This is a genomic window from Herbiconiux liukaitaii, from assembly GCF_041927495.1.
GTDB classification, from domain to species: Bacteria; Actinomycetota; Actinomycetes; order Actinomycetales; family Microbacteriaceae; genus Herbiconiux; species Herbiconiux liukaitaii.
The window spans coordinates 26018-47248 of record NZ_JBHFHG010000009.1 but is presented as its reverse complement, the minus strand read 5'-3'; the positions used below and the strand labels follow the sequence as shown (position 1 = coordinate 47248).

18 protein-coding genes are annotated in these 21231 nt (G+C 64.3%); 14 read left to right on the top strand and 4 right to left on the bottom strand.

Going from position 1 to position 21231, the window contains the following annotated elements; translation table 11 throughout:
- Positions 1–356: 356 nt before the first annotated feature.
- Entirely contained in the window at positions 357–1811 is a 1455-nt protein-coding gene (locus tag ACEXQC_RS18725) for a ParB/RepB/Spo0J family partition protein (RefSeq protein ID WP_374825796.1), read from the bottom strand.
- A gap of 378 nt (positions 1812–2189) precedes the next feature.
- Here ACEXQC_RS18725 and ACEXQC_RS18720 point away from each other — a divergent pair, with 378 nt between their 5' ends.
- On the top strand, positions 2190–2381 hold the full coding sequence (locus tag ACEXQC_RS18720; protein WP_173184548.1) for a hypothetical protein: 192 nt from the start codon (positions 2190–2192) through the stop codon (positions 2379–2381).
- The gene (locus ACEXQC_RS18715; RefSeq protein ID WP_374825793.1) at positions 2378–3301 is read left to right on the top strand and encodes a replication protein RepA; all 924 of its coding nucleotides are present in this window, start codon (positions 2378–2380) and stop codon (positions 3299–3301) included. Before ACEXQC_RS18720 ends, ACEXQC_RS18715 begins: the two co-directional genes overlap by 4 nt.
- A 785-nt stretch (positions 3302–4086) precedes the next feature.
- On the opposite strand, the gene ACEXQC_RS18710 is transcribed toward ACEXQC_RS18715, so the two are convergent.
- Entirely contained in the window at positions 4087–5832 is a 1746-nt protein-coding gene (locus tag ACEXQC_RS18710; protein ID WP_374825791.1) for a hypothetical protein, read from the bottom strand.
- Positions 5833–7306: 1474 nt separating this feature from the next.
- Between ACEXQC_RS18710 and ACEXQC_RS18705 the strand changes: the two genes are divergently transcribed.
- Entirely contained in the window at positions 7307–8128 is an 822-nt protein-coding gene (locus tag ACEXQC_RS18705; RefSeq protein ID WP_374825789.1) for a hypothetical protein, read from the top strand.
- Here ACEXQC_RS18705 and ACEXQC_RS18700 read toward each other — a convergent pair.
- Entirely contained in the window at positions 8125–8730 is a 606-nt protein-coding gene (locus ACEXQC_RS18700) for a helix-turn-helix domain-containing protein (RefSeq protein WP_374825787.1), read from the bottom strand. The two genes, ACEXQC_RS18705 and ACEXQC_RS18700, sit on opposite strands and share 4 nt — an antisense overlap.
- 556 nt (positions 8731–9286) lie before the next feature.
- On the opposite strand from ACEXQC_RS18700, the gene ACEXQC_RS18695 reads away from it, so the two are divergent.
- Genes ACEXQC_RS18695 through ACEXQC_RS18655 form a run of 9 tightly spaced genes read left to right on the top strand, consistent with a single transcriptional unit; the run spans position 9287 to position 18352 of the window.
- A complete protein-coding gene (locus ACEXQC_RS18695) occupies positions 9287–10282 on the top strand; it encodes a MinD/ParA family ATP-binding protein (RefSeq protein ID WP_374825785.1) in 996 nt (331 codons plus the stop codon).
- Between the two features lie 2 nt (positions 10283–10284).
- Positions 10285–10965, top strand: a complete 681-nt coding sequence (locus tag ACEXQC_RS18690; protein WP_374825783.1) for a hypothetical protein — start codon at positions 10285–10287, stop codon at positions 10963–10965.
- The gene (locus tag ACEXQC_RS18685; RefSeq protein WP_374825781.1) at positions 10962–11267 is read left to right on the top strand and encodes a TrbC/VirB2 family protein; all 306 of its coding nucleotides are present in this window, start codon (positions 10962–10964) and stop codon (positions 11265–11267) included. The genes ACEXQC_RS18690 and ACEXQC_RS18685 overlap by 4 nt, the downstream gene beginning before the upstream one ends.
- A 19-nt stretch (positions 11268–11286) precedes the next feature.
- Positions 11287–12018, top strand: a complete 732-nt coding sequence (locus ACEXQC_RS18680; protein ID WP_510186169.1) for a DUF8175 domain-containg protein — start codon at positions 11287–11289, stop codon at positions 12016–12018.
- A 58-nt stretch (positions 12019–12076) separates the two neighbouring features.
- Complete coding sequence (locus ACEXQC_RS18675; RefSeq protein WP_374825777.1) at positions 12077–13237, top strand: hypothetical protein; 1161 nt, start codon at positions 12077–12079, stop codon at positions 13235–13237.
- Entirely contained in the window at positions 13230–14741 is a 1512-nt protein-coding gene (locus ACEXQC_RS18670) for an SCO6880 family protein (RefSeq protein WP_374825775.1), read from the top strand. The genes ACEXQC_RS18675 and ACEXQC_RS18670 overlap by 8 nt, the downstream gene beginning before the upstream one ends.
- Complete coding sequence (locus ACEXQC_RS18665; RefSeq protein WP_374825773.1) at positions 14738–16294, top strand: ATP-binding protein; 1557 nt, start codon at positions 14738–14740, stop codon at positions 16292–16294. Before ACEXQC_RS18670 ends, ACEXQC_RS18665 begins: the two co-directional genes overlap by 4 nt.
- A gap of 47 nt (positions 16295–16341) precedes the next feature.
- Positions 16342–18000 carry a type IV secretory system conjugative DNA transfer family protein gene (locus tag ACEXQC_RS18660; RefSeq protein ID WP_374825960.1) on the top strand — a complete coding sequence of 553 codons (1659 nt, stop codon included), beginning with the start codon at positions 16342–16344 and terminating at the stop codon, positions 17998–18000.
- Positions 17990–18352, top strand: coding sequence for a DUF4913 domain-containing protein (locus ACEXQC_RS18655; protein WP_374825771.1), 363 nt, complete (start codon positions 17990–17992; stop codon positions 18350–18352). The genes ACEXQC_RS18660 and ACEXQC_RS18655 overlap by 11 nt, the downstream gene beginning before the upstream one ends.
- 255 nt (positions 18353–18607) lie before the next feature.
- On the opposite strand, the gene ACEXQC_RS18650 is transcribed toward ACEXQC_RS18655, so the two are convergent.
- Positions 18608–19669 (bottom strand): hypothetical protein, encoded by a 1062-nt coding sequence (locus ACEXQC_RS18650; RefSeq protein ID WP_374825769.1) that lies wholly within the window; start codon positions 19667–19669, stop codon positions 18608–18610.
- Positions 19670–19706: 37 nt separating this feature from the next.
- Between ACEXQC_RS18650 and ACEXQC_RS18645 the strand changes: the two genes are divergently transcribed.
- A complete protein-coding gene (locus tag ACEXQC_RS18645; RefSeq protein WP_374825767.1) occupies positions 19707–20462 on the top strand; it encodes a DUF2971 domain-containing protein in 756 nt (251 codons plus the stop codon).
- Positions 20463–20904: 442 nt separating this feature from the next.
- On the top strand, positions 20905–21081 hold the full coding sequence (locus ACEXQC_RS18640) for a hypothetical protein (protein WP_374825765.1): 177 nt from the start codon (positions 20905–20907) through the stop codon (positions 21079–21081).
- Positions 21082–21231 lie beyond the last annotated feature (150 nt).

The window sequence follows — 21231 nt, the reverse complement described above, 5'->3', positions numbered from 1 at the left end:
CTTGCCTGTCTGGCAAGCGCAGCGATTGAGAGTGGAGGGCCCGTAGTGCGCGCCGATTCGGGGGAAATAAGTCCGTCAGGGCGCGTCCGAATCGGTGGGCACGAAGGGCCGGCAGCGAACTATCGTGAGGTGGCCAGACAGACGGAAAAATGACGACTAGGCAGTGCCGCCGGCGGCGGCTCCATTCCGATGAGGGCAGTGCGCCGGCGTTCCTTCTGCGGCTCCCTGCTGGTCTGCCTCCGTTCCGATACCAGGGTCAAACTGTTCTGACATCGGATCGAGGTTCCGGCCTCCGTGCCGGAGCCGGGGGAGTGGCCCGGCGTGACAGCAGTGTGGGACTGCCACGCCGGTGTCTGCTACTCCTCGAAGTCGTCGCCGGTGTCGTCCTGCTCGCTCTCGACCTCGACGGGCTGGGCGTCACCCTCCGCGGCGTGCTCTGCGCGGGCGGCGGCACGGTTCTTCTCGTGCTCGGTGATGATCTGCTCGACCTCGCTGAGGCTGTACCCCCACGCGGCGATCTGGTTGAGGTAGAGCGCATCCTGGGTGTTCGGGTTCCGCCAACTCATCTTGGACGTGTTGGCCTCTATGCCGCCAAGAATCACCGCGAGGGCGACGTGATGGGCCTTGGCCGGGGTGGCCTCGACGACGGCCGCGAGCTTGTCGCGGTCGTAGTAGCCCCCGCGCTCCAAGCCCATCAGTTCGTGGGCAAGGGCGTTTCCGTCGCGGGCGGCGCTGCCGACGTTCAGCCCGTGGATGGTGAGGCCCTGGGCGATGAACTGCGCGGCATCCCTCGGCAGGGTCTTGCGCGACAGGAACGTGGCCAGCCACTCCCGGCGCACTGTTTCAGCGCTGGCCCACGCCTTGTTGTTTGCGATCAGGATCTTGCGCTCGGCCTTCTGCTCGTCGGTCATCGGGCCGCTGTTCGCGCCGCTCCCGCTGTCCTTCCGGAACCCTGCCGCCTTGGGGTCGGCCACGGAGTAGACCGGGCGCAAATGACCGCCGAAGTAGGTGGCCACGTAGACAGCGCGTCCCTCGGCGGCGTCGATCTGCTCCTGGGTGGGGCGTGTGCCGTCGGCGGTCACCAGGTCGCGCACCAGCGTGTAGTCGTTCTCGAAGTAGCCGCGTTCCCGGTCGAGGATCACGTACCCGCGCTCGGCGTGCAGGGCCTCAATTGCGGCCTTCTCAGCGTTACGGGCCTTGTCGTCTCGCGCCCGCTGAGCGGTGTGGGCGAACTGGCCGGGTTCGGTGGTCGCCACATCGATCAACTCGGCCACGATGTCGTCATCGCCCTCGAACTCGATCAGCGTCGCCGCCTGGTCGAGCGTGAGCGAGTGCGACACGATGGCGGATGCGGCTGCGGCGTTCTCGGCCACGGCGATCCCAGCCTTCACGAGGGCAGGCTTGGTGTTGAGCCGCTTGGCGATCACGGTCGGGGTCAGTCCCTCAAACGCGAGTTGCTGGTACGCGGCCACCCGATCGGCGTCGGTGACGGCTTCGCGGTGCTCGTTCTCGGCTATCTGCTGCACGATCCGATCTACGGTCTTCTCGTTGGCCTCGACGATGTAAGCCGGGATGCTGGCCAGCCCGACCTCACGGGCGGCGAGGGTACGGCGCTGACCGGCACGCACGATGATATTGCCCTGCTCGTCGCGGCGGGCAAGGATCGGCGACAGAACACCGTGCTGCTTGATGCTCGCGAGGAAATCAGCGGGCAGCTTCGCCTCGCTTCGCACGTTGGCCTCGACGATAATCACGGTCGGGTCGATGTGCTCGACGACGCCCTGCTGGATGCTGGCGGTGTTGGTAGTCATTGGGTTTCCTCTCCCTCAACTGATTTTTCTGCCTGTCTGGCAAGCGCAGCGATTGAGAGCGGACTGCCCGCAGTGCGCGCCGATTCGGGCGAAATAAGCCCGTCAGGGCGCGTCCGAATTGGTGGGCACGAAGGGCAGGGAGCGAACTATCGTGAAGTGGCCAGACAGACGGAAATTTGCAGGCGAGCACGGGCCGCAACGAGGCTCCTTCACTGGCGGAGCCAGGATGGGTGGCAGTGTTGCGAGAACCGACCGGCCAACCTGTCCTTTCTGGTTAGGACTCTCTTTCGACGCGCCGGGGTCGGATCCGACCGGACGGGACGATGGCCGCCAGGATTGATAGCACGCTAGCGAGCTATCAACTCTTGTGGAGGAACCATGACAGCGATCGACAGCAGGCCCCCGAAAAAGCGTGATGTCGCCGTTCAGTTGAACACTCGAGTGTCGCTTGATTATCGCGAGTTACTGGACGAGGTGGTGGCCCGTGAGGGCATCAGCTTGCGTGCGGCGGTCGAGACAGCCATTCGAACCACGTGGGGGAGTGGGGCACAGAAGGCGGATCCGTCGTGAGCGCCATCGAACCGGCGGTCCCCCGCATTCCGCGCGACCGCCTGAAAGCACTGAATTTCGCTGCAGCTCAAGAACAGGACGACAGCAATCCCCTCGTGGGCTACAGCGCCCGTGTCTGGGCTCAAGTATCTCTGCCGTACCGCGACCCGGGCGACGTTCCGTATTGGACTCGCAAGAACGGTGATGTCGAGCTGACGATGCGTCCTGCTCTTCTGTCGAATCCTGACGGCTCGAAGTACGAAGGATTCGCGTACGGGTTACTGCCCCGACATGCGCTCACCTGGATCGCAACCGAGGCGGTCCGCACGCAGAGCCCGGTGCTTCAGCTTGGCTCAAGCATGAATACGTTCATGCAGAAGATCGGGCTAGCTAAGGGCGGCCGTGATGCGAAGCGACTCACCGAGCAGCTGCAGCGCTTGTTCGGTTCGCAGCTCTTCGTGCGTGGGCTGGCGATGAACGAGAGCGGCCGCGGCGAGATGGTGAAGTATTTCCAGATCGCCGACACCGTCCAATTGTGGTTCTCGAAGGAGGTCGGTGACGAGAACAAAGGCCTGTGGTCGTCATCGGTGACCTTGTCGGAGTCGTTCTACCGGTCGATAGTTGATGCCCCGGTCCCGGTGCATCTGGAGGCGATGCGAGCGTTGGGTTCGTCGCCGATGCGGCTAGATATCTATTTGTGGGCGACGTACCGGGTATTCACCCTGACGCGTCCGGCGAAGATTCGCTGGACGGAGCTGAATGATCAATTCGGTGGCCAGTACGGGTCAATACGTCAGTTCAAGGCGGCGTTCATCAAGAATTTGCACGAGGTGAAACTGGTCTATCCCGAGTTAAATGTCGAGGTGACTCAGGAGTTTCTGGTGCTACGCCCTTCGCGCCCGCATATTCCGCCGACAAAGCGGAGAGTCGAGCTGATTTAGTCCTCGGCAAACGACGGCGGTGCTGCGGGACACGTCACTAAGTACCCACGATGAGTTCCGTCACTAACTACCCACGATTCGTCGTCACCAGTTACCCACCCATCAGGTTCTGTCACGAGTCCACAATTGCGCCGTGAGGCCCTCGAGGGGCCCTCGAGGGGCGCTCGGCGCTCAGGATGATGCGGAACAGGGTCTAAGGGCCCTGAAACGGCCTGCAGTGGGCAGTTGGCAGATTCTATGTCGAGGCGTGAGGTCGCAGATGCAGTGTGAGTTTCAGATTCTCTATCGCTCAAGTCCGGTTGTTGAATTGGATTGCAAAGTGCTCCGTGGTTATGTCAGGTGGTCAAGTCTTCTAAAGGTAGAGCTACTGGCAGAACTACAGGGGGAGGGTCGAGACCGGCCTGACATCCGCTTCAATCCAGCGGTCGGAGCCCCTCGGTTAGGCGACGACTGTCACCAATCACCCATGGCGACGTCACGACTTACCCACGGCTCCGTCACCGAACACCCACGGCTGTCACCAAATACCCACGATATTTGCGGGGGTGTTTGGTGACAAGCGGGGTCGAGAAGCGCACCTTCGTCTGCGTCACCGGATACCCACGATCTGCTGGGAGACCGCGTCACCAAGCACCCATAGCTGGACGCCTCAGCAGGGGATAGCTGACCCTGATCCTTCGCGTCATCAAATACCCACGATGTAGAGCCCGGAGGCCGTGGGTACTTGGTGACGGCTGGTTGAGCCGCAGGTCTAGCTGATGCGAAGCGCTACAGCCGCGGTTGGGCTACGCGACGTCGCCCAACGCCCAGCGGCTCCCTGGTCGGAGGTAGCCGGCCTCGACATAGTGTCGCGCCTCCCTATGGTTGGCAAAGCCGTCGGCGGACCGTGGGTATCTAGGCCAGGTGCGCTCTCCAGAGCCGTCGTCGCGGAAGAGGGGTCTGGCTGAAACGTGAGGACGGGCGGGGCGTTGCCGGGGGCTGCTGTGCATCGTGTCGTATTCTGCGAGCCACCATGCCCACACTTCCCGCTCAAGCGCGTACAGTCGAGCTCGAGCCGCCAACGTTCCCAGTACTCCGATCGCGCGTGCCGCCGCGTCGCGGAGATCTCGAACTGACCTCACCCAGCCCGTTCCCCGTTTGATGACAAGCCGTGAGCGCCTAAGACGACTGAGAGCTGTCGTGGCAGTTCGCCTGTCTATCCCAAGCAAACGGGCGGCCCCATCGACTGAGATGGCATCTACCTGATCGCGGAGCTCCGCGTAGACGCGTCCGGCGGTGTGACCGTGGCCGGCTCGCGTGAAGAGGTCGTGCCGACCGTCGGTGAGAAGGTGGGTGAGTTTATCGAGCATGACGGTGCGGAGGCTGAAAAGTTGGCCCGGGGGGCGGGGGTTCTTAAGTGGTTGTGACCGGTCCTTGTCGGATGGTGTGGAAAAGTGCGGGGTTAGCCTGAATTCGCGCGCGTTGGGACCGTCTGCAGTTCGGATGGTCTCGATCCATCCGTCTGCTGCGAGAGTTGCGAGGGCGCGGTTGGCTGTGGTGCGGCCGATACCTGCGAGCAGGGCGAGGTCGCGGATTGAGGCGCCGACGGTCGTCTTGCCGGTATGCACGCTGAGGTAGGTCAGGGCGAGGAGCACGGATCGTTCGCTGACGGCGGCTTCGGTACGTCCCCATCGGCCGGGGCTTGCGTGCAGGCGCTGCAGGAGCGCCTGGGTGGTGGCCATGATGGTGTCGAGCTGGGTGAGGTCGATGATGCGGGTGTCGGCCGGCAAGCTGCTGCGGAATGACGCGATTTCCTGCGCCTTGACCCATTGCCGGTGAAGGCGCTCTATCGCCTCTTGGGCTGCTCGTGGGCGGCGGGTTCCGCGGCCGGTGTTCTTGGTGCGGTAATGCTCCATGCCGGGGGCAGTGCGGGCGGCGTGCTCGACGTCGCGGGTGGTCCAGCCGGCCGTTGCGGCGGCCAGGAGGCACATGAATCCGGTCCAGGAGGGATTGCTGCCACCGCGGACGGTGGCCATGTGGGATTCGCCCCAGGCGGTGAGTTTTCGGTGGGGCCTGTGATCGTTGGTGGGTCCCGAGGGCCCGCTCTGTTCGGTCCTGGTGTTGGGGGCTGTGTCCTCGAGCGCTGTGGTGAGGGCCGTAAGCGCTGCAGGCTCGGCGGTAGCGTCGAGAAGGCTGTCGGTGGTGCCTCGAAGGACTCTGGAGTGACTCCCGTTGCGGTGGGGCGATAGGGGCGGCCGGGCGGCGCCTTCGCGGGCGTTGAGGAGCATGCCGTGGTCGAGGCTTCGGTAGTGGGCGCGGGCTGCGGTTGCCAGGGCGGCGGTGGCGCGGGCTGGCAGGCCGCCTTGAGGGGCGATCCAGATGTGCCGGCCGCCAGACGCGGACGATTCGCAGACCAGGTGCGGGATGTTGTGGGCGGTAAGGAGGGTGCTGAGTGCGTCGCAGTCGTCGGCCGCGGTCTCGGGTTCGTCGATCTTGGCGTCGAAGTCGAAGCAGAGAACCCGGAATGTGCCCTGCTCGTCGGCGAGTCTCATGCACCAGGGGGTACTGGGCGTATGCGGGCTTAGCCGGTGCAGGTGGGGGTATTCGTTGGCGTGGAGCTGCCCGTCGGCTTCGCGGACCATGATGCGGACTTGGTCGCGGGGGCTGATCTTGCGGGTCAGCTGCCAGGCGGTGTGGGTATCTTGTGACGGGTGGGTATTTGGTGACACGCCGCCCAGTTGTGCTGCATTGATTGGGGGTTGGCGCGTTACGATGGGGTTACCTCCACTCCGGTGGGTGGGTACGACAAAGGCCCGGATCTGATCCGGTTTTTGCTGGTAGATCGGCCGCGGTACCTGTTCGGGTCGCCAAACTTTTCGCAGGTTCGTGGCTGAGAGGCTTGGCCCGTCGCTTTGCGGCGGGCCGCTTCTTGTTAAGCGGCTGTGACGCGGGCCTCCTTGGGCAGGGGGCGCACGCGGTCGGTTGCCGCTGCGAGCTGTCGGGCGTGGGTATTTGGTGACACGCCGCTGTTGCCGCCCTGTTCAGTTGTGGCGGAGCCTACAATCCTGAACATAGTGAGACCTCCCGTGAGGGTTGGTTGATCTGGTAGAGCTCGAGCCTTCGTGCCTGGAAGCTGGTTGGTTCGAGCTTGTTATTGGGAGATGCCCGTCGCGGTTGCGGCGGGCTCTTTCGTTTAAGCCACCTCTGAGATAGGCAGCTCCTGGTAGCGGGGCACGATGGGGGACTGGGGGGCGAGCTCGGCCATGCCGACCTCGCGGGCGAGTACCGAGGCGATGTAGTCGTTGACGCTCATCCCTCGGGCTTCGGCTTTTTCGCGGACAGCTTCGCCGAGGGGGGTGGCGACACGGGAGATGAGTGCTTGGCGGTCGCCTTTACTTTGCCGGCCGCCTCGGTATCGCTGGCTAGTCATGGCACTGAATCTATGGGCGTTAAGAATCAGATTCTGTGAGTCGCCCCGGTGTGTCGGGTCCTTCTGAATCAGATTCTTAAACTCACACGGTGCCGGCGCGCGTCCTAGCGAAGACTGTGAAACCGCGTCCGCCACTCGCGCTGAGCGAGACTGCGAGCCTGAGGCGCGGAGGAGTTGGCGTTGATATGTTCTCATCACGCTCCAAGCGTATCCATATGACCGATTTCATACGGCCATTCATTGCTGATGGTACATCTGCTTTTGCGACTACCCTCGAATGGGGGACACTATGGAGTGTCGACTTGAATGGAGGGAGCATGCAGATGGAATTAAGAAGCGGCTGGGCACTCTCAGATATCAACGGTGCACGTCTGTCCTGGGCGCTAGTGAACCCACAGGGGCAGACATTCGCGCTCGTTGAGGCCGTTGAGGACACCAGTCTTCGATTTGGTTCGCCTGACTCGGCGTCTCGGCCCCAGTTCCTCTTCACCACAAAGTGGTGCTGGGGCGAGCTCCCGCATCCCGAACTCTTCTCGTCGAGATCGCTGACCGCTCTGGGCGAGGCATTGGTTACGTGGGTAACTGACTCACGAGACTTGAACCGCGTTAGCGCTTTGGCGCAGGATCGCGATAGAGCTCTGGCCGGCGATGCTGCCGCCAGCCAGCGGCTGGCAGCAGCGGTGTCCCGCGTCGAAAGCAGGGCGCGCGCCTTGGTGATGGAGCAACGCCTTGCGGAATGCTCGGACGATTCCCTTTCGCTCTCCTCCTGGTTGTCGGCCCCGGAAACGATCGAGCTTCGGCGGGCTTCACGAGAGTTGCATCTGACGATGCCGTCGGCCTGGGATGGGTATGAGGCTATGAGCGAGGCGGAACTCCGCTCATTCGTCGACCAGCGACATGGTCCTCGCTATGATGCCGCGACGATCCAGCTAGGGAAGTTCATGGTGGAGATCAGCGTTCTGAATCCGACTGATCCCGAGGAGCGCGAAGGACTGCTAAGGAAGCTGGTCAGCAGCCTTGGCGATGAGAATAGCGCCAACATAGCCGAGTCCGCTCAGTGGCTCGAGTACCTGGCCGTCATCTCCGGATCGATGTCTCCGCTACTGCTTACGATCCTGGAAGAGCGGCAGAGCGAGTTCGAAACCGTGATGAGCGACTTCTACGAATCCGTCTGCAAGACACTCGGGTACGAGCTGAAGGGCGAGCACCAGGCCACGGGTTATGTGGCACTCGTGAGGCTCGGAAGCGCGATTGTTGAGACCAGTGCGCTCCGCGCGCTGGGCCTGAGCAATGAGAAGTGGCTCTGGCACGATGATCGCCCAGAAGACGACCTGCGGTGGTCGGAGCCTTCGTTCGCGCTGTGGCGGGAGATGCGCAATATGCTCCAGCCGCGCGACGCGCGTAACGTGCTGGCTTAGTCGCGGTCGTCGTCGCGAGAGATTGAGGCGTCAAAGAGCATTCGAGCAGCCTCGGCCACGCCTGATCGGCTGATTCTGTAGCGGCCCTGGGCGTCCTCCACGACGAATCCGAGGCCGACCAGGGTGGTCAGGCGCGATCGTGCCGCTCGGTCGTCTATGTGTTGCCGAATTTCGTCGAGGGTGGCGGGGGAGTGGCTGGACAAGAGGTTCAGAATCTGCGCGCTCACAGGACCGAATGGCTCTCCAGCGTCGGCTGTGGGGTGGATGAGTGGCGCCGTGCTTGCGTCCTGAGGCAGCAACCCGAGCATGTAGTCGAGCTGGCGGGAGACGAGGTACTGCAGCCGGGCCGGGGCTAGGGAGTAGCGAACGACCTTGCCTCTGCCGCGCTGATCGCGCGGGAGGTCACCGATGACCACGCCGGCGTCTTCGAGCATTCGGAGGCGATGAGAAAGGGTTCCCTTAACGACGTCGACGCCGCGGTCTTGAAGGTTCTTGTAGATCTCGCCGAACGTCGCGTTGCTGTGCCCGGCGAGATAGGACGCTATCTCCGAATTATGCGGGCTTCCGAGAACCTCTGCAGCCACAACGACGTCGTTTGGCATTGGGTCAGGTCCTGGATTGGTCGTGCTGTCCCCATGCATATATCCAGTTTGACCGACTGAGTCGTTCATTCCTGCGCATGGACGACATCATTCCATGAAGTCGTCTTAATAGCCCACCAGGTTGAACTATTCAGGTACTATGACCAATATGCCAAGGTCATTGAGCAAAAGGTTGCCGTGGCGCGAACTCACTAGTGAAGCCGACGGAACGGTTCTGGTTGATGGTAAGCGACTGTACCCCCGAGATGGATCGAGCGCCTACGGTGCCGCGATCGAACTGTTCACCGCTGAGGCGCTCGAACTAGGCTTGTCCGTGCTCGTGCGGAGCAGTGGGCTGGCCGGGCAGACCTGGTTCAAGGTGGGCTCTGATGGTGCTGTAGCCGTCGCGGAAGCTCCCGCGGATGCCAGCGAGCCGGCCAGGGTCCTGCCAGCGCCTTCGGCCGGTGGTGCCGCGCTGACGGCGACGGGGGCGGTTGAGCTCCCGAGGTTAGCCACGTCATCGACTTCACTCGCGCCGATAGCTTCGCTAGTTGTTCGGCCAGCATCGAGAGTGGCTATGGCGGCCGAGCCAGACGACGTTGAGGGAGAGGCGCTGCCCACGCGCCGGAAGCCCTCGGCGGCTGATTTCGGGGCGAACGTGGCGGAGCCAACGCCCCATCCGGCACAGATGGGGTGGCGGGGCGTACTCAACTCGGTGGGCCTGCGCCTGGCTCCTGGGCCGGCCGAGCTTGAAGACCGGCTGTGGAGGGCGACCGCGCAGCGCGGGCTCGCCGGCCACAAAACGGTCGTATTCGTGAACCTCAAAGGCGGCGCGACCAAGACAACAGCCACTTTCATGGTCGGTGCGACCCTTGGTCGCGTGCGGGGTGGGAATCTGCTCGATTGGGACAACAACGAGAACCAAGGCACTCTCGGTGACCTCGCATTGCCTGCCTCTCATGACCTCACGGCGCGTGACCTGCTCGACAACATCGACCGGTTCCAAACCGCGTCAAACTCGCCCGAGCTGATGAACTACATGCGGCCACAGGGGGAGAACCGCTTCCACGTTCTCGCCTCTCAGAACAAGGCATCGAACACCGAAGTCATCGACGGGTCCGCGTTCGTGACTCTGCACGGGATGCTGCGGCAGTTCTATCACCTGATCCTCGTAGACACCGGCAACGCTGCGACCGCAAGCACCTGGCAGGCGGCCGTAGAGATCGCCGATGAAATCGTGTTGGTGGCGCTCAACAAAGAGGATTCGACTAAGAAGCTCGCCGCTACGGTCGACACCCTCGTGGCGCAAGGACTGGAAGCGAAGTTGGCACGCGGCGTGCTGCTACTGACAGAGCCGACCGCACCCGCCCGGAAAGGCTCGCCACGCGACCTGGCGGCGGCGAAGAACCGGGCTGATGCCGTCGATCACTTCCGGAACTACGTGCGCGAAATCGTGCACATCCCCTACGACAACGCGCTGGCTGACGGCGCGCGCGTGGTCTACGAGAACCTGCAGCCGGGCACCCGGCGCGCGTACCTCGCGGCCACGGCCGCGATCGTGGCAGGGCTGTAGCGATGGTGACCGTCGCGCAGCTGGCCGGGCCTATGTGGCTGGTCGGCGGGCAGACTGTCGAGGTTCCGGCAGGCGTTGCGCCTGCCGTGTTCCTAATCGGTTTTCTGGAAGCCGACAGCGCCGAGCTGGGGGAGCGCGAATTAGTCGTGCAGTCCACAGGGCAGCCGTCGTTCACGCTGACTCTCGGCGTCGACGGGTCGGTGACGACCACGGCGCTCACCGATCCGCGCATCCTGGAATGGCTGCGGCCTGCCCGCGACTGCGCTGAGGCACCTGTGGTCGACGAGCAGGCCACAAGAGCCGGCTGGACGCTCTACGGGCTCCACCACGGCTCCGGGGCGTCGACCTGGGCCGAACTCCTAGACAGCACCGAGATAGCCAACCCTGACGCTGCCAGCGGCCGGCTGCTGCTGGTCGCGCGCACTACGTTGCGCGGCGTCGAGGAGGCCAAGCAGCTGACCTACCGGGCCGGCGCTGTGCTTATGGTCGCGGACGCTCCCGGCAACGTGCCGGCCGACGTCCGCCGCGGCATCAAGGTTCTCTCCGGTGCCGCCCCAATCGTCCACGTTCCCTGGGTTCCCCCTCTGCGGGGAATGCTGACCGTTTCACAAAACCCCGCCATGGCAAGAGTCGCGGCAAAGATCGCTGCGGCAGTCCGTGGCTCATGGAAGGAATCAACATGATCGACCTCGTACACGCCGCCGTCGCGGCAGTTCCCGCGGCCCCGTACTGCATGCCGCAGGACGCAGTCAATGCGCTTGATACGGGGAAGTTCTGGACTCAGCTCGTCGCAGTCGCACTTGCCGTAATCGCTCTCATCCTGATCGGTATCGGAATGTTCTTTTCGTCCCGCCGTGGTGATGGCGGCGAAATGATGAAGTCGCTCGGCTGGTGGATCGCGGGAGTCGTCTTGATCGCCGCCGCTTCCGGCATCGTGTCGATCTTCCTGAGCCCCGACCCCAACTGCGTGCCGGGCGTCGGCTAAGAAGGGCGGCTAAACCGTGATGTTGAAGGAAACCAGCCGGGCCAGCAAGGTCACCTTGTGGCTCTCGTTCGGCGTCCTCGGTGCTGCGGTCATCGCGGCACTGATTATCTTCTTCCTGCCGACCGAGAAATCAACCGATGCACCCGACGCCGCGGCGACGGCTTCGCCCGCCCCCGCCTCGAGCACCCCGACCGCGGACGCGGGCGGGATCGGATGCAAAGCACCGGCCCGTGACAACCGGAAAGTACCGACCGACCTTCGGTGGGCGGCATCCCAAGGCGTCACTTGGCCGGTGTCCGATTCGACCGGGCCGACGACCACAACAGCCGGGTTCCCCGCGTGCTTCGAGCATTCCCCGACTGGGGCAGCTCTGGCGGCGGTGTCCTCGCTGTATGCGCAGATCGACCATTCACCGCGCGACGTCGGAGAGTTCTATCTCGCGGAGTCTCCTGGTCGTGACGCGGCGCTTGCTGACATCGGCTCGTCGCCGTCGACTCTGAAAAACCAGCTGGAATCGAACGGGCTGGCGCTCGTGGGCTTCCAGGTCGAGCAATACGACGGCGACCGCGCGGCCATTCGCATCATCATTCGGGTGCCGAATAGCTCCACCGGGTTCCGCGGACTGCCCTACCCGATGGTGTGGGCTGACGGCGACTGGAAAATTCAGCCGCTCGACAACGGCTCCACGGGTGAGGCGTCGGACGTGACAAGTAGCGAGTTCATCGGCTGGACGGCTGTCGGCAATGGCTGACGGATGCTCCAACCCCCTCGACGTCGGGTGCGCGATCGGGGGTATCGCTCAGGGCGAGTTGGCCAAGTTCGCACAGCAGCTCGTGGAGGGCGGTAACGACCTGTGGAATGGCTTTTACACGTCGTGGGTCGGGGCGGGTCTTGACGGGATCATCGGCGGGAGCACCGCCGATTGGTTCAGCGGGGTCACGCTCCCGATTCAGGTGTTCCTCCTGACCCTCGGGCTGATGGTCGCCGGCATCCGCATTGCTCTTGCCGCGCGCGGGGACGTGGCCGCGGATGCGGCCAAGAAGTTCCTGCGGGCGATCCTCGTAGCGGTCGCGGGCGTGGCGTTCTTCTCGGTGCTGCAAACCGGGTCGAACGCCCTGGCTAAGTACATTCTCGAATCGGCCCAAGCGACCGAAGGCACCAATCAGGTGCTGTGGGACTCGACGACGTTTGCGAGCAACGTCGCCTTGCAGCTGCTGTTCGGGCTGCTGGGCGCGTTGGCGGTCGGCATCCAGTGGATCATCATGCTGCTGCGCGCGGTGGCGGTGTCGGTCCTGCTGCCGTTCTGGCCGATCGCGGCCGCGGGGGCCATGTTCGAGAAGCAGGAGCAGCTGTGGGAGAAGACCACCGGCTGGCTCCTGGCGTTCGTGCTGTACTCGCCGGTCGCGGCCGCGATATACGGCCTGGCAATCCGGTTCAAGCAGGGCCGTGACGGGCCGGAAGCGGCAATGGCCGGCCTGGCCCTGTTCGCGCTGGCAATCTTTGCTCTCCCGGCGCTGATGCGCCTGGCGGTGCCGATCACGTCGGCGGTCGGGAAGGCCAACGCGGGCGGCATCCTCATTGATGCAGCTAAGACGGCGGCGGTCGCCACGGTCGCTGTCGGATCGGCCGTGGCCACAGGTGGCGCATCTGTGCCTGCTGCAGCTGCTGCGGCCAGTGGTTCGGCGAGTGCCGCGGGCGCTACCGGCAGTGCAGGCGCGACCGGCGCGACGGGTGCCGCCGGCGCGACTGGTTCGGCTGGTCCCTCGGGTGGCCCCGGCCCGAGCGGTGGCCTTGGGACGCCTGGCGGCTCGGGCTCTAGTGGCGGCAGTGGATCGGGCGGCGCGTCCGGTTCTTCGGGTTCCTCCGGGTCGTCGGGGTCTGGCCGTTCTGGCTGGGACTCGGCGCGTGACCTGGCACGCGCAGTTCCCTCGGGAAGCCACGGAGTAGGAGAAATGATCGACGATGACTGACCAGACAACACAGCGCGTCCGATTCGGCGTGTGGCTCCCGACGACGCGAGCGACCCTCGCCGGGCTGACGCTGCCCGGCTGGGCGGTGCTCCTCGGTGGGCTCATCCTCATGGTGATGATGTTCACACGCGGATGGTTCGGTGCCGGGTTCGTCGCCTTCCTGGTGGCGGTCGGCTTCAATCTGATGTTCGTGCTCCGGTTCGGTGGCGACACCACCGGCCGCACGCTCGCCTCCATGATCGCGTCGCGGGCCTCGGGCAAGAGCCGCACCCGCCGCGGCGAAGCCTCGTTCCGGTCTGGGCTGTTTTCGACCATGCCCGCCGATCACCTGACGACCCTCCCGGGCATTCTGGCCAACACCCAGGAGATCAGCGGAACGGACGGCTTCGGCCGGCCGTTCACGCTGCTGCACAACCCGCGCATTAAGACCCTCACGGCGGTTCTGTCCTGCAACCCTGACGGCACGGATATGCAGACGCAGCCGACAATCGACATCTCCGTGGTGAACTACGGCGGCTGGATCTCCTCGCTGTCGCACGACCCGGCGTTGGCCGGCGCGACGATGGTCGTCGAGTCGGCGCTGCGCGACAAGGGGCCGCTGGTCGAGCGCATCATTTCCGACCTCGACCCCGACGCCCCGGAGATTGCGCGACGGCACTCCCTGGAAGCAGGCGAGCAGCTACCCGCGCGCTACTCAGAGGTTTCGACCTGGGCGACGCTCACCTGGTCGGTGCCGGCGCTGGGTATGTCGGTGGAGGATGCCGTAGCGGAGGTCGCGGCGAAGCTTCCCTACCAAGTCGAGGCGCTGCGAGCTGCGGGCGGCGGCGCGGTGTCGGTGGCCACGAGCAAGGTTCTCGCTGAGGCCGTCCGGGTGGCGTACAACCCGGAGCGGTCGGCTGAGTTCGCCAGCGACGCGTTGCGCGGGCAGAGTTCCGGGCTGCACGTCACGGAGGCAGGCCCCGACTATTTTGACGACAGCGCCAAGCGCATTTGCCAGCACGACGGCGTTGCGTCGATGACCGCGCTCGTTCTGGCACCGCCGAAGCTGCAAATCACTGAGGACACCATGGCGCCGCTGTTCAGCCCGGCCGACCGGTTCCTCCGGAAACGCGTGGCGATTTTCTACCGGCCGGTGTCGCCCGACAAGGCCGTGCAGCTCGTTCAGCGGCTCGACGCCCGCGCGTCGACCGCAGCGTCTGCTAAGGCGCGCGAGACTGCCGCCGACCGGGCGTTGAAGGGCAAGGCCAAGAAGCTCGAAACCGAAGTCGTCGAAGGCGCCGCGGTGACCCGTTTCGGCATGGCCGTAACGGTCACCTTCGAGCCGGATAACCGGGCGTACAAGGATGCCGAACTGAAGCTCAAGTCGCTGCTGAACTCGTCGGCGCTGTCGTACCGGTTCTGCGACTACGACGCCGGTCCTTCGTTCCACACGACACTGCCCCTCGGGGTGCTGCCGTGGCTGCACGAAACCACCGTAGAAGCTGCCATGAAGGGGATCGTATGAAGCCCATGCCCGCCTGGGCGCGCTCAAAGCCGCGCACCCTCAGTCCCACCGGATTCCTCGGCCGAGGCGGTGGCCGCTGGAACCGGATTCCGGCCGCTCCGCTCTGGTACGGCTCCTCGGTCCAGGCGAACGGCATCTTTCCGTTCACGGCCGGCACCGCCCGGCCCGTGTCGGGTGCACCCTGCGGCACTGACCTGCTTACCGGCACGGCGGTGGCGTTGGACCATCACGCCTTCTACATGGAGGGCGTGATTTCGTCGCCGTCGATGTTCCTGTTCGGCATCAATGGCGTGGGGAAGTCCTCGACCGCGCAGACGATAACGCTCGGGATGATGGCGCGCGGGATGATTCCCGCGGTGTTCAACCCGTTGAAGAGGGGCGAGCACACCCCGCTCATCGAGCAGGCGGGCGGGTCGGTATTCGAGTTCGGGCCGAACGCCCGCCACCAGCTCAACCTTCTGTCGCCGGGACCGCTGGGTCGCGCGGCCGAACGAATCGGCGGCACGATAGGCGACGAACTCCGCGAGCTCGCAATGTGGAAAGTCACCAAGCAAGCCCAACTCGCTCTCCGCATCAGCCGCGGTGACCGCCTCTCCGATATGGAGGATGCCGTGGTGGAGGCCACGGTACAGACCGTCTTGGAGCGGAACCCCGCCCCGGTGACGGGCGATCTGCGGCAGGCGTTTAGAGAGCCCTCAGAGCGGGTACTGTCCCTGACGAGGCAGACGTCGGTGGAGGCGTTCGACCAGAAGTACTCACTGCTGGGCGACACGATCGAGGCCATGCTCTCGGGCGACCTCGGCCGGCTGCTGGGCGGCACCACATCGGTGGAAATTGATCCCGGAAACAGGGGCGGATTTTGCTTCGACACATCGTCAATCCCGTCGAGCGCACCGGCTCTGCTGTCAACGGCCATGCTCATCTCGTGGTCACTCGGCATGGACTCGATCGACGCTCACTGGGAAATCGCGCGATTTGAAGCTGAGAAGCAGGCCGAGGCCGCGCGCGAGGGTGACACGTACATCCCATCGGTGACCTGGAGCGGGTACACCACCTTGATGGATGAGTTCTGGTACCCAGCGCGGGTCACACCAGGCATCGTCGATCACGCCGACACCCTGTCGCGCTCGAACCGTTCGGTCGGCACCGCGGAGATGAAGATCACCCACTCACCCAAGGACATGCTGTCGCTGCCGAACTCGGAGGACCGGGAGAAAGCGCGCGGCCTGGCCGAGCGCTCCGGGCTCCTCGGGCTCATGGCCCTCACGAATGACGACCTCGACGTGCTGGGCGAAATCAAGCCGCTTACGAACAAGGAGAAAGCCATGGTGTCGGGCTTCAACGCGGCGAAGTCGTGGGGTGCCGGCCCAGCAACGTGGGACGGGAAAACCCCGCCGCCGCCCGGTGCCGGCAAGGTGCTGTTCAAGGTGGAGGGTCGCCCCGGGGTGCCGGTGCAGATGATCCACAGCGGCACTCAGAAGGGGCTCCACAACACCGATGAGCGGTTCCGCGCTCAGCGCCACCACGACGACGAGCGACGGGTGCTGGCCTGATGTCGGCCGTAACTCGCCGCGGCGACTCCTACGCCCCCCTCGTGGCCATGGGCGTGCTGCTGCTGGCCGCGGCCGGCGTGGTGTCCGTCTGGACCCTCGCCGGCTGGTGGTCGGGCACCGCGACCGGCTTCGTGAATCCCGTTCTGGCGATCCGCGACGGGCAGCAGCGGACGGGCGCACACACCGCGGCCGCGGTGCTGGTGGGCGTCATCGTCCTGGCCGTGATCGTGGTGGCGATCGTCATTGCCGCCCGCCGCGGCCGCGACCGCTCGCCGGCCGATCGTGCCGCCCCGAAGATGGGTACTGGCAGCTCGATCAAGCCGCTGCTGCCGGCCGCGCTGCGGAAGCGCCACGAGCGGATGGGGATTCCGGCGCAGTTCGTCGGCATCACCGTCGGCCACACGGTGGCCGGCTCCGTGCCGGTGCGGGCCTCCTACGAGGACACCGTGACGGTCATCGCCGGGCCGCGCCGCAATAAATCAGCGTCGATCGTCACGCCAAACATTCTGGCGGCGCCGGGACCGCTGCTAGCGACATCGGTCAAACCCGACATTCTGGCCGACACCCTGCCAGTGCGCGCTGCGACCGGCACGGTCTCCATCTTCGACCCCCAACGACTCGCCTCGGCGTACCGGGGGCACGACTGCTGGTGGAACCCCCTCGCCGGTGTCCGGACGGTCGAGGATGCCTCCAACCTTGCGGCAGTGTTCGCCGCAGCAACCTATGGGGCTGAGCGAGACAAGGACCCGTTCTTTCCCCAGACCGGGCGCACCCTCATGTCCCGCTACCTCTTCGCAGCCGCAGTAGCGGGGGAGTACCTCCCGACCGTCACGGCCTGGCTCGGCCGCGAAGACGACCCGACCCCGATCGAGATCCTTGAGCTCGACTATCCCCACATCGCGGCCGAGATCGAGTCGATGCAGCAGATGACCGAACGCACCCGCTCGGGTGTGTTCGCCTACGCCCGCGAAGCGCTGTCCTTCCTCTCCTCCGAGTCCGTGCGCGAGTGGGTGCAGCCCCATCACGATGGGCACCCCGAATTCGACCCGCAGCAGCTCGTGACAGCCCCCTCCGACACGCTGTACCTGTTCAGCGAGGAAGGGCCAGGTTCGGCCGGCCCGCTGATTGCAGCACTCACCAGAGCGGTTCTGACAGCTGCGGAGAACACCGCCCGGCAGGAGCCCTCGGGGCGGCTGCAGAAACCGTTCATGGCGATCCTGGATGAGGCCGGGAACATCTGCCGGATACCCGACCTCCCCGACAAGTACACGACCTACGGCTCCCGCGGAATCATCGTCATCACCATCCTCCAAACCCAAGAGCAAGGCGAACAAGTCTGGGGCGCGACCGGGTTCGGGAAGCTGTGGGCGTCATCGACGGTGCGGGTGTTCGGTGGAGGCAACGCCTCCAACACCTTCCTCCGCGACCTCTCCGAGCTCATCGGCGACTACGAGTACACCGAACGGTCGGTGACCACGCACGACGGCAAACGCTCCCTGAACCGCTCCCGCAAGTCAGAGCGCATCATGGACATTTCCGACCTCGCGTCGCTGACCCTAGGCCGCATGGTCGTGTTCGCCTCCGGGTGCCGGCCAGCGCTCGTCCGGTCGATCCCGTGGTGGAAAGACAAGCAGCTAGTCAAGCTGAACCAGACTGCCGCGGCGACTGCGGTGTCGAACCGACCGGATGCCGCCGATGCTGCCTGATCGGCTCCCGATCACAACGGTTCCAGACGGGCTGCCCGAGTGGGTCGATAACGTGCTCTTGCCGACGCTCACCAGCGGTGGCAAGGGCACTGTGTGGTGCCTAGAGTGGCGCGAGCACCCCGACGCTGTCACCCGCCTTGCAGCGATCTGGGACGCCTGGACGCACATGCTCGCAGAAGAAGATGCAATGCTGCACTCGTTCCTCCGCGACGTGCTCGACCACCACCTGCCGGTGATTGTCGACGCCGAGCGTGGAGCGTTCCGCCGCTGCAACTACGGGCACAAGCAGGTCGAGCGGCTGAACGATGTGAAGCCCGGTACCGGAAAGGATGCCAACCGCGCCGCAACTTGAAGTGCCGTGCGTTTGCCTCTGCGAAGCGCATTCGGGTCATTCACCGGCACCCGAGCGGAGTCGCTGGCAATCCCTGTTGCTTTTCTTCTACCCGCCGGTCCAGATGCTTATTCCACCGGGTGAATCCAAACCCGATTAATCCGGAGATCAAGGCCAGAACGACGAATGCGATGAGGGCAGAGCGAGCCCGTTCTGTGCCACTTCTTCGATGAAGTCCGACGGCGCCGCCCCATAGACCTAACGCAAGCGTCGGGGCTAGCGGTCGCCTTCCACACGCCACCGGGGAGGTCTTGTTTCCAAGAGGGCGTTCAGGTGACGAATCTGCTCTACCCATTCGGGCGCAACGGGCTCCAGCTGCTCCAGGCTCAGCGTAAGCAACCCGGGCGCGATGCCGCGGTGGGACTCTGCCCACACTGGGTCGATGTCGAGTACTGCGGCGAACGCTACTGCCCTTTGGATATCTAGTTCGGCTTCCGGCCGATGCTCCAGTCGCTCGATCCGGGCCACGTCTCGGGCCGTGCAGCGCACCACCGATGAGACTTCAGCCGCTAGGCGTTTCTGACTGATGTGGGGCCGAAAGTGACGTCTCGTGAGCCAGATCCAGTCACCCCAGAATGTCGGTGGAATCCACCCTCGCTCAGGCCGGGCAGGCTGAGAAGCACCCTCCTGATCCAGCTCCGCCTCATGCTCTCGCTGGGCCTTGGCCGCCCGTTCCTCCATCTCGATCCTTCTAGGATCGTTCTTCCACTCTCGTTCATGCCGAGCCCAAATTTCTGCTTGGGCTCGCTCGACATCAGCGGAGTGAGCACGGGCCTCGACCACTGCTTCGATGCTCGCCGTATCCAGCTCGAAATGCTCGTACGCCCTCCGAAGCTCCTGGGGATCGACGCCGATCTTGTAACGCTCGGCCAGCGCCGCAAATGTCCCGCGAAAGTGCTCACCGTGGGGGTGGTATCGGCCGCCGTCGATCTTTCCTCTTTCGATCCGTTTGATATCTCCGTACTGACGCGGAGCTAGACAGTGAGCGACCTCATGCAGCAACACAATGGAGTTCATCATTCGTGGATGCAACGAAATCTGCCAACGCCCCTCTCCCGCTGCACGTGCGAAAGAAGCTTGCTCGGTCCGGTTTGATTCCCCACCGCAAACCACATCTACCGTTGGGGCATCAGGAAAAGTAGCCTTCCACCACTGCGTGGATTGAACCCACCACAGATAGGTCGATGCTTCGTTGATGTCCGCGAACTCCTGCCCGATTGGCAGAGACTGTTCGGCGGAGTAAACCCGCCATTGCGTCAGATCAATCGGGAACACCATGAAACGATATTGGCAGTCTGGCGGCCGAGGGGGACCGGTGTATTTCACAAATGGCGCGTTCGAGGAGCCGGCAGCTGATGCGCGCCTCTGGCGCTACATGGACTTCGTCAAGTTCGTGGCGCTCCTCGAATCTGCGGAGCTGTACTTTTCACGCGCCGACCTCCTAGGCGACGCCTGGGAGGGGTCGCTTCCTGTACCGCTCGCAAGCCTCCGAGGGACACCGCTCGAAGCGGAGGGGCCGGTCAACACCTGGAACCTAAGCCACTCCGGGGAGCACGTTCGCTATCGCACCTACGTATCGTGCTGGCATGAGTCAGAGCACGAGTCGGCGGCCATGTGGCGGCTATACGGTGGTGAGTCTCGATCGGTCGCGATCACCACCTCGTTCCGTAAATTCGCGGCTGCCTTCGGTGACGACCCGATGGCCCAGGGGCCGTTCGCAGCGAAGGTCAGATACGTCGACTACGCGACGGCGACCTTCTCCGTGAACAACGGCTTCCTCCCCTTCGTTCACAAGCGCCAGAGCTTCGAGCACGAACGTGAGGTGCGCGCGATGTTCACCCGATCCGCGATATCAGACGCCGACCGCGACAAGCACGATCCCAGCGTTTTCGCTCAAACCAGACCTGCCGGCATCGGCCTCCCCGTTGACCTGTCACTCCTCATCGAGGCAATCCGAGTGGACCCGGCGGCTCCGAGCTGGTTCTCGGACCTTGTCAGCTCCGTGGCCACGCGCTATGTGCTCTCTGCACCGATCGAGCGCTCAGCCATGTCAACCGATCCGTTGTTCTGATGCCGCCGCGCCGAGGGTACTTGACTTAAGACTGCACAACGGATCGCTAGGCTGTTGCCCCCTAGGGCCGTGCCTCGGAGCATTCCTGGGCATTTCTCGTTTGCGCGTGTCGCTCATCCTGCGCACGGCCACCGCGGTAATCTCTCCATGCGTTCTAAAGCTGTGCCCCGAACTCGTTCGGGGCTTTTTTATTGCCTGGAATCGATGCCCGGACGGCTTGACAGACACGGCATGTCACACTCAGACTCGAAAGTGCCTGTTATGCGCGCGCCAGGCCGCCGGATTCTTATCCGGCTTTTTTCATGCCCAGATTGAGCACCGTCCGCTCTCTCGGCCCCCTCCTTTTTCAGACACCCGCGGCTTATCCGCGGCTCCAGCTCACCATGTCACCAGGCGTGGTGTCACCGGCGCGTTCGCGCGCCCTCACCCAGCGGAGGCTCGAATGCTCGACCTGCTGCTCGAGAAGCTCGGGGAGGTGAACCCCAACATCCTGATTGCCCTCGTTTTCGCGCCACTCGTGTACATCACGATCCTCGGCAAGAGCGACAAGCCGGCGAAGCGCATCACGATGATCGTCAAGGGGTTCGCCAACCTGCTGCGCCGCACGCCCAAGGCGTAGCGCTCTCGAAAATCGCACCCTCCCTGGGTAGGGAGAAGTCTGCCCAAAATCAGGCAAAGCGACCGTTTTTAGCACAGTCGCGATATGGCGGATAAGATGCGCTTCGTCCAGCGCTAGGAACGCCTATCACTGTTTGGTAGGCGGAGTCGG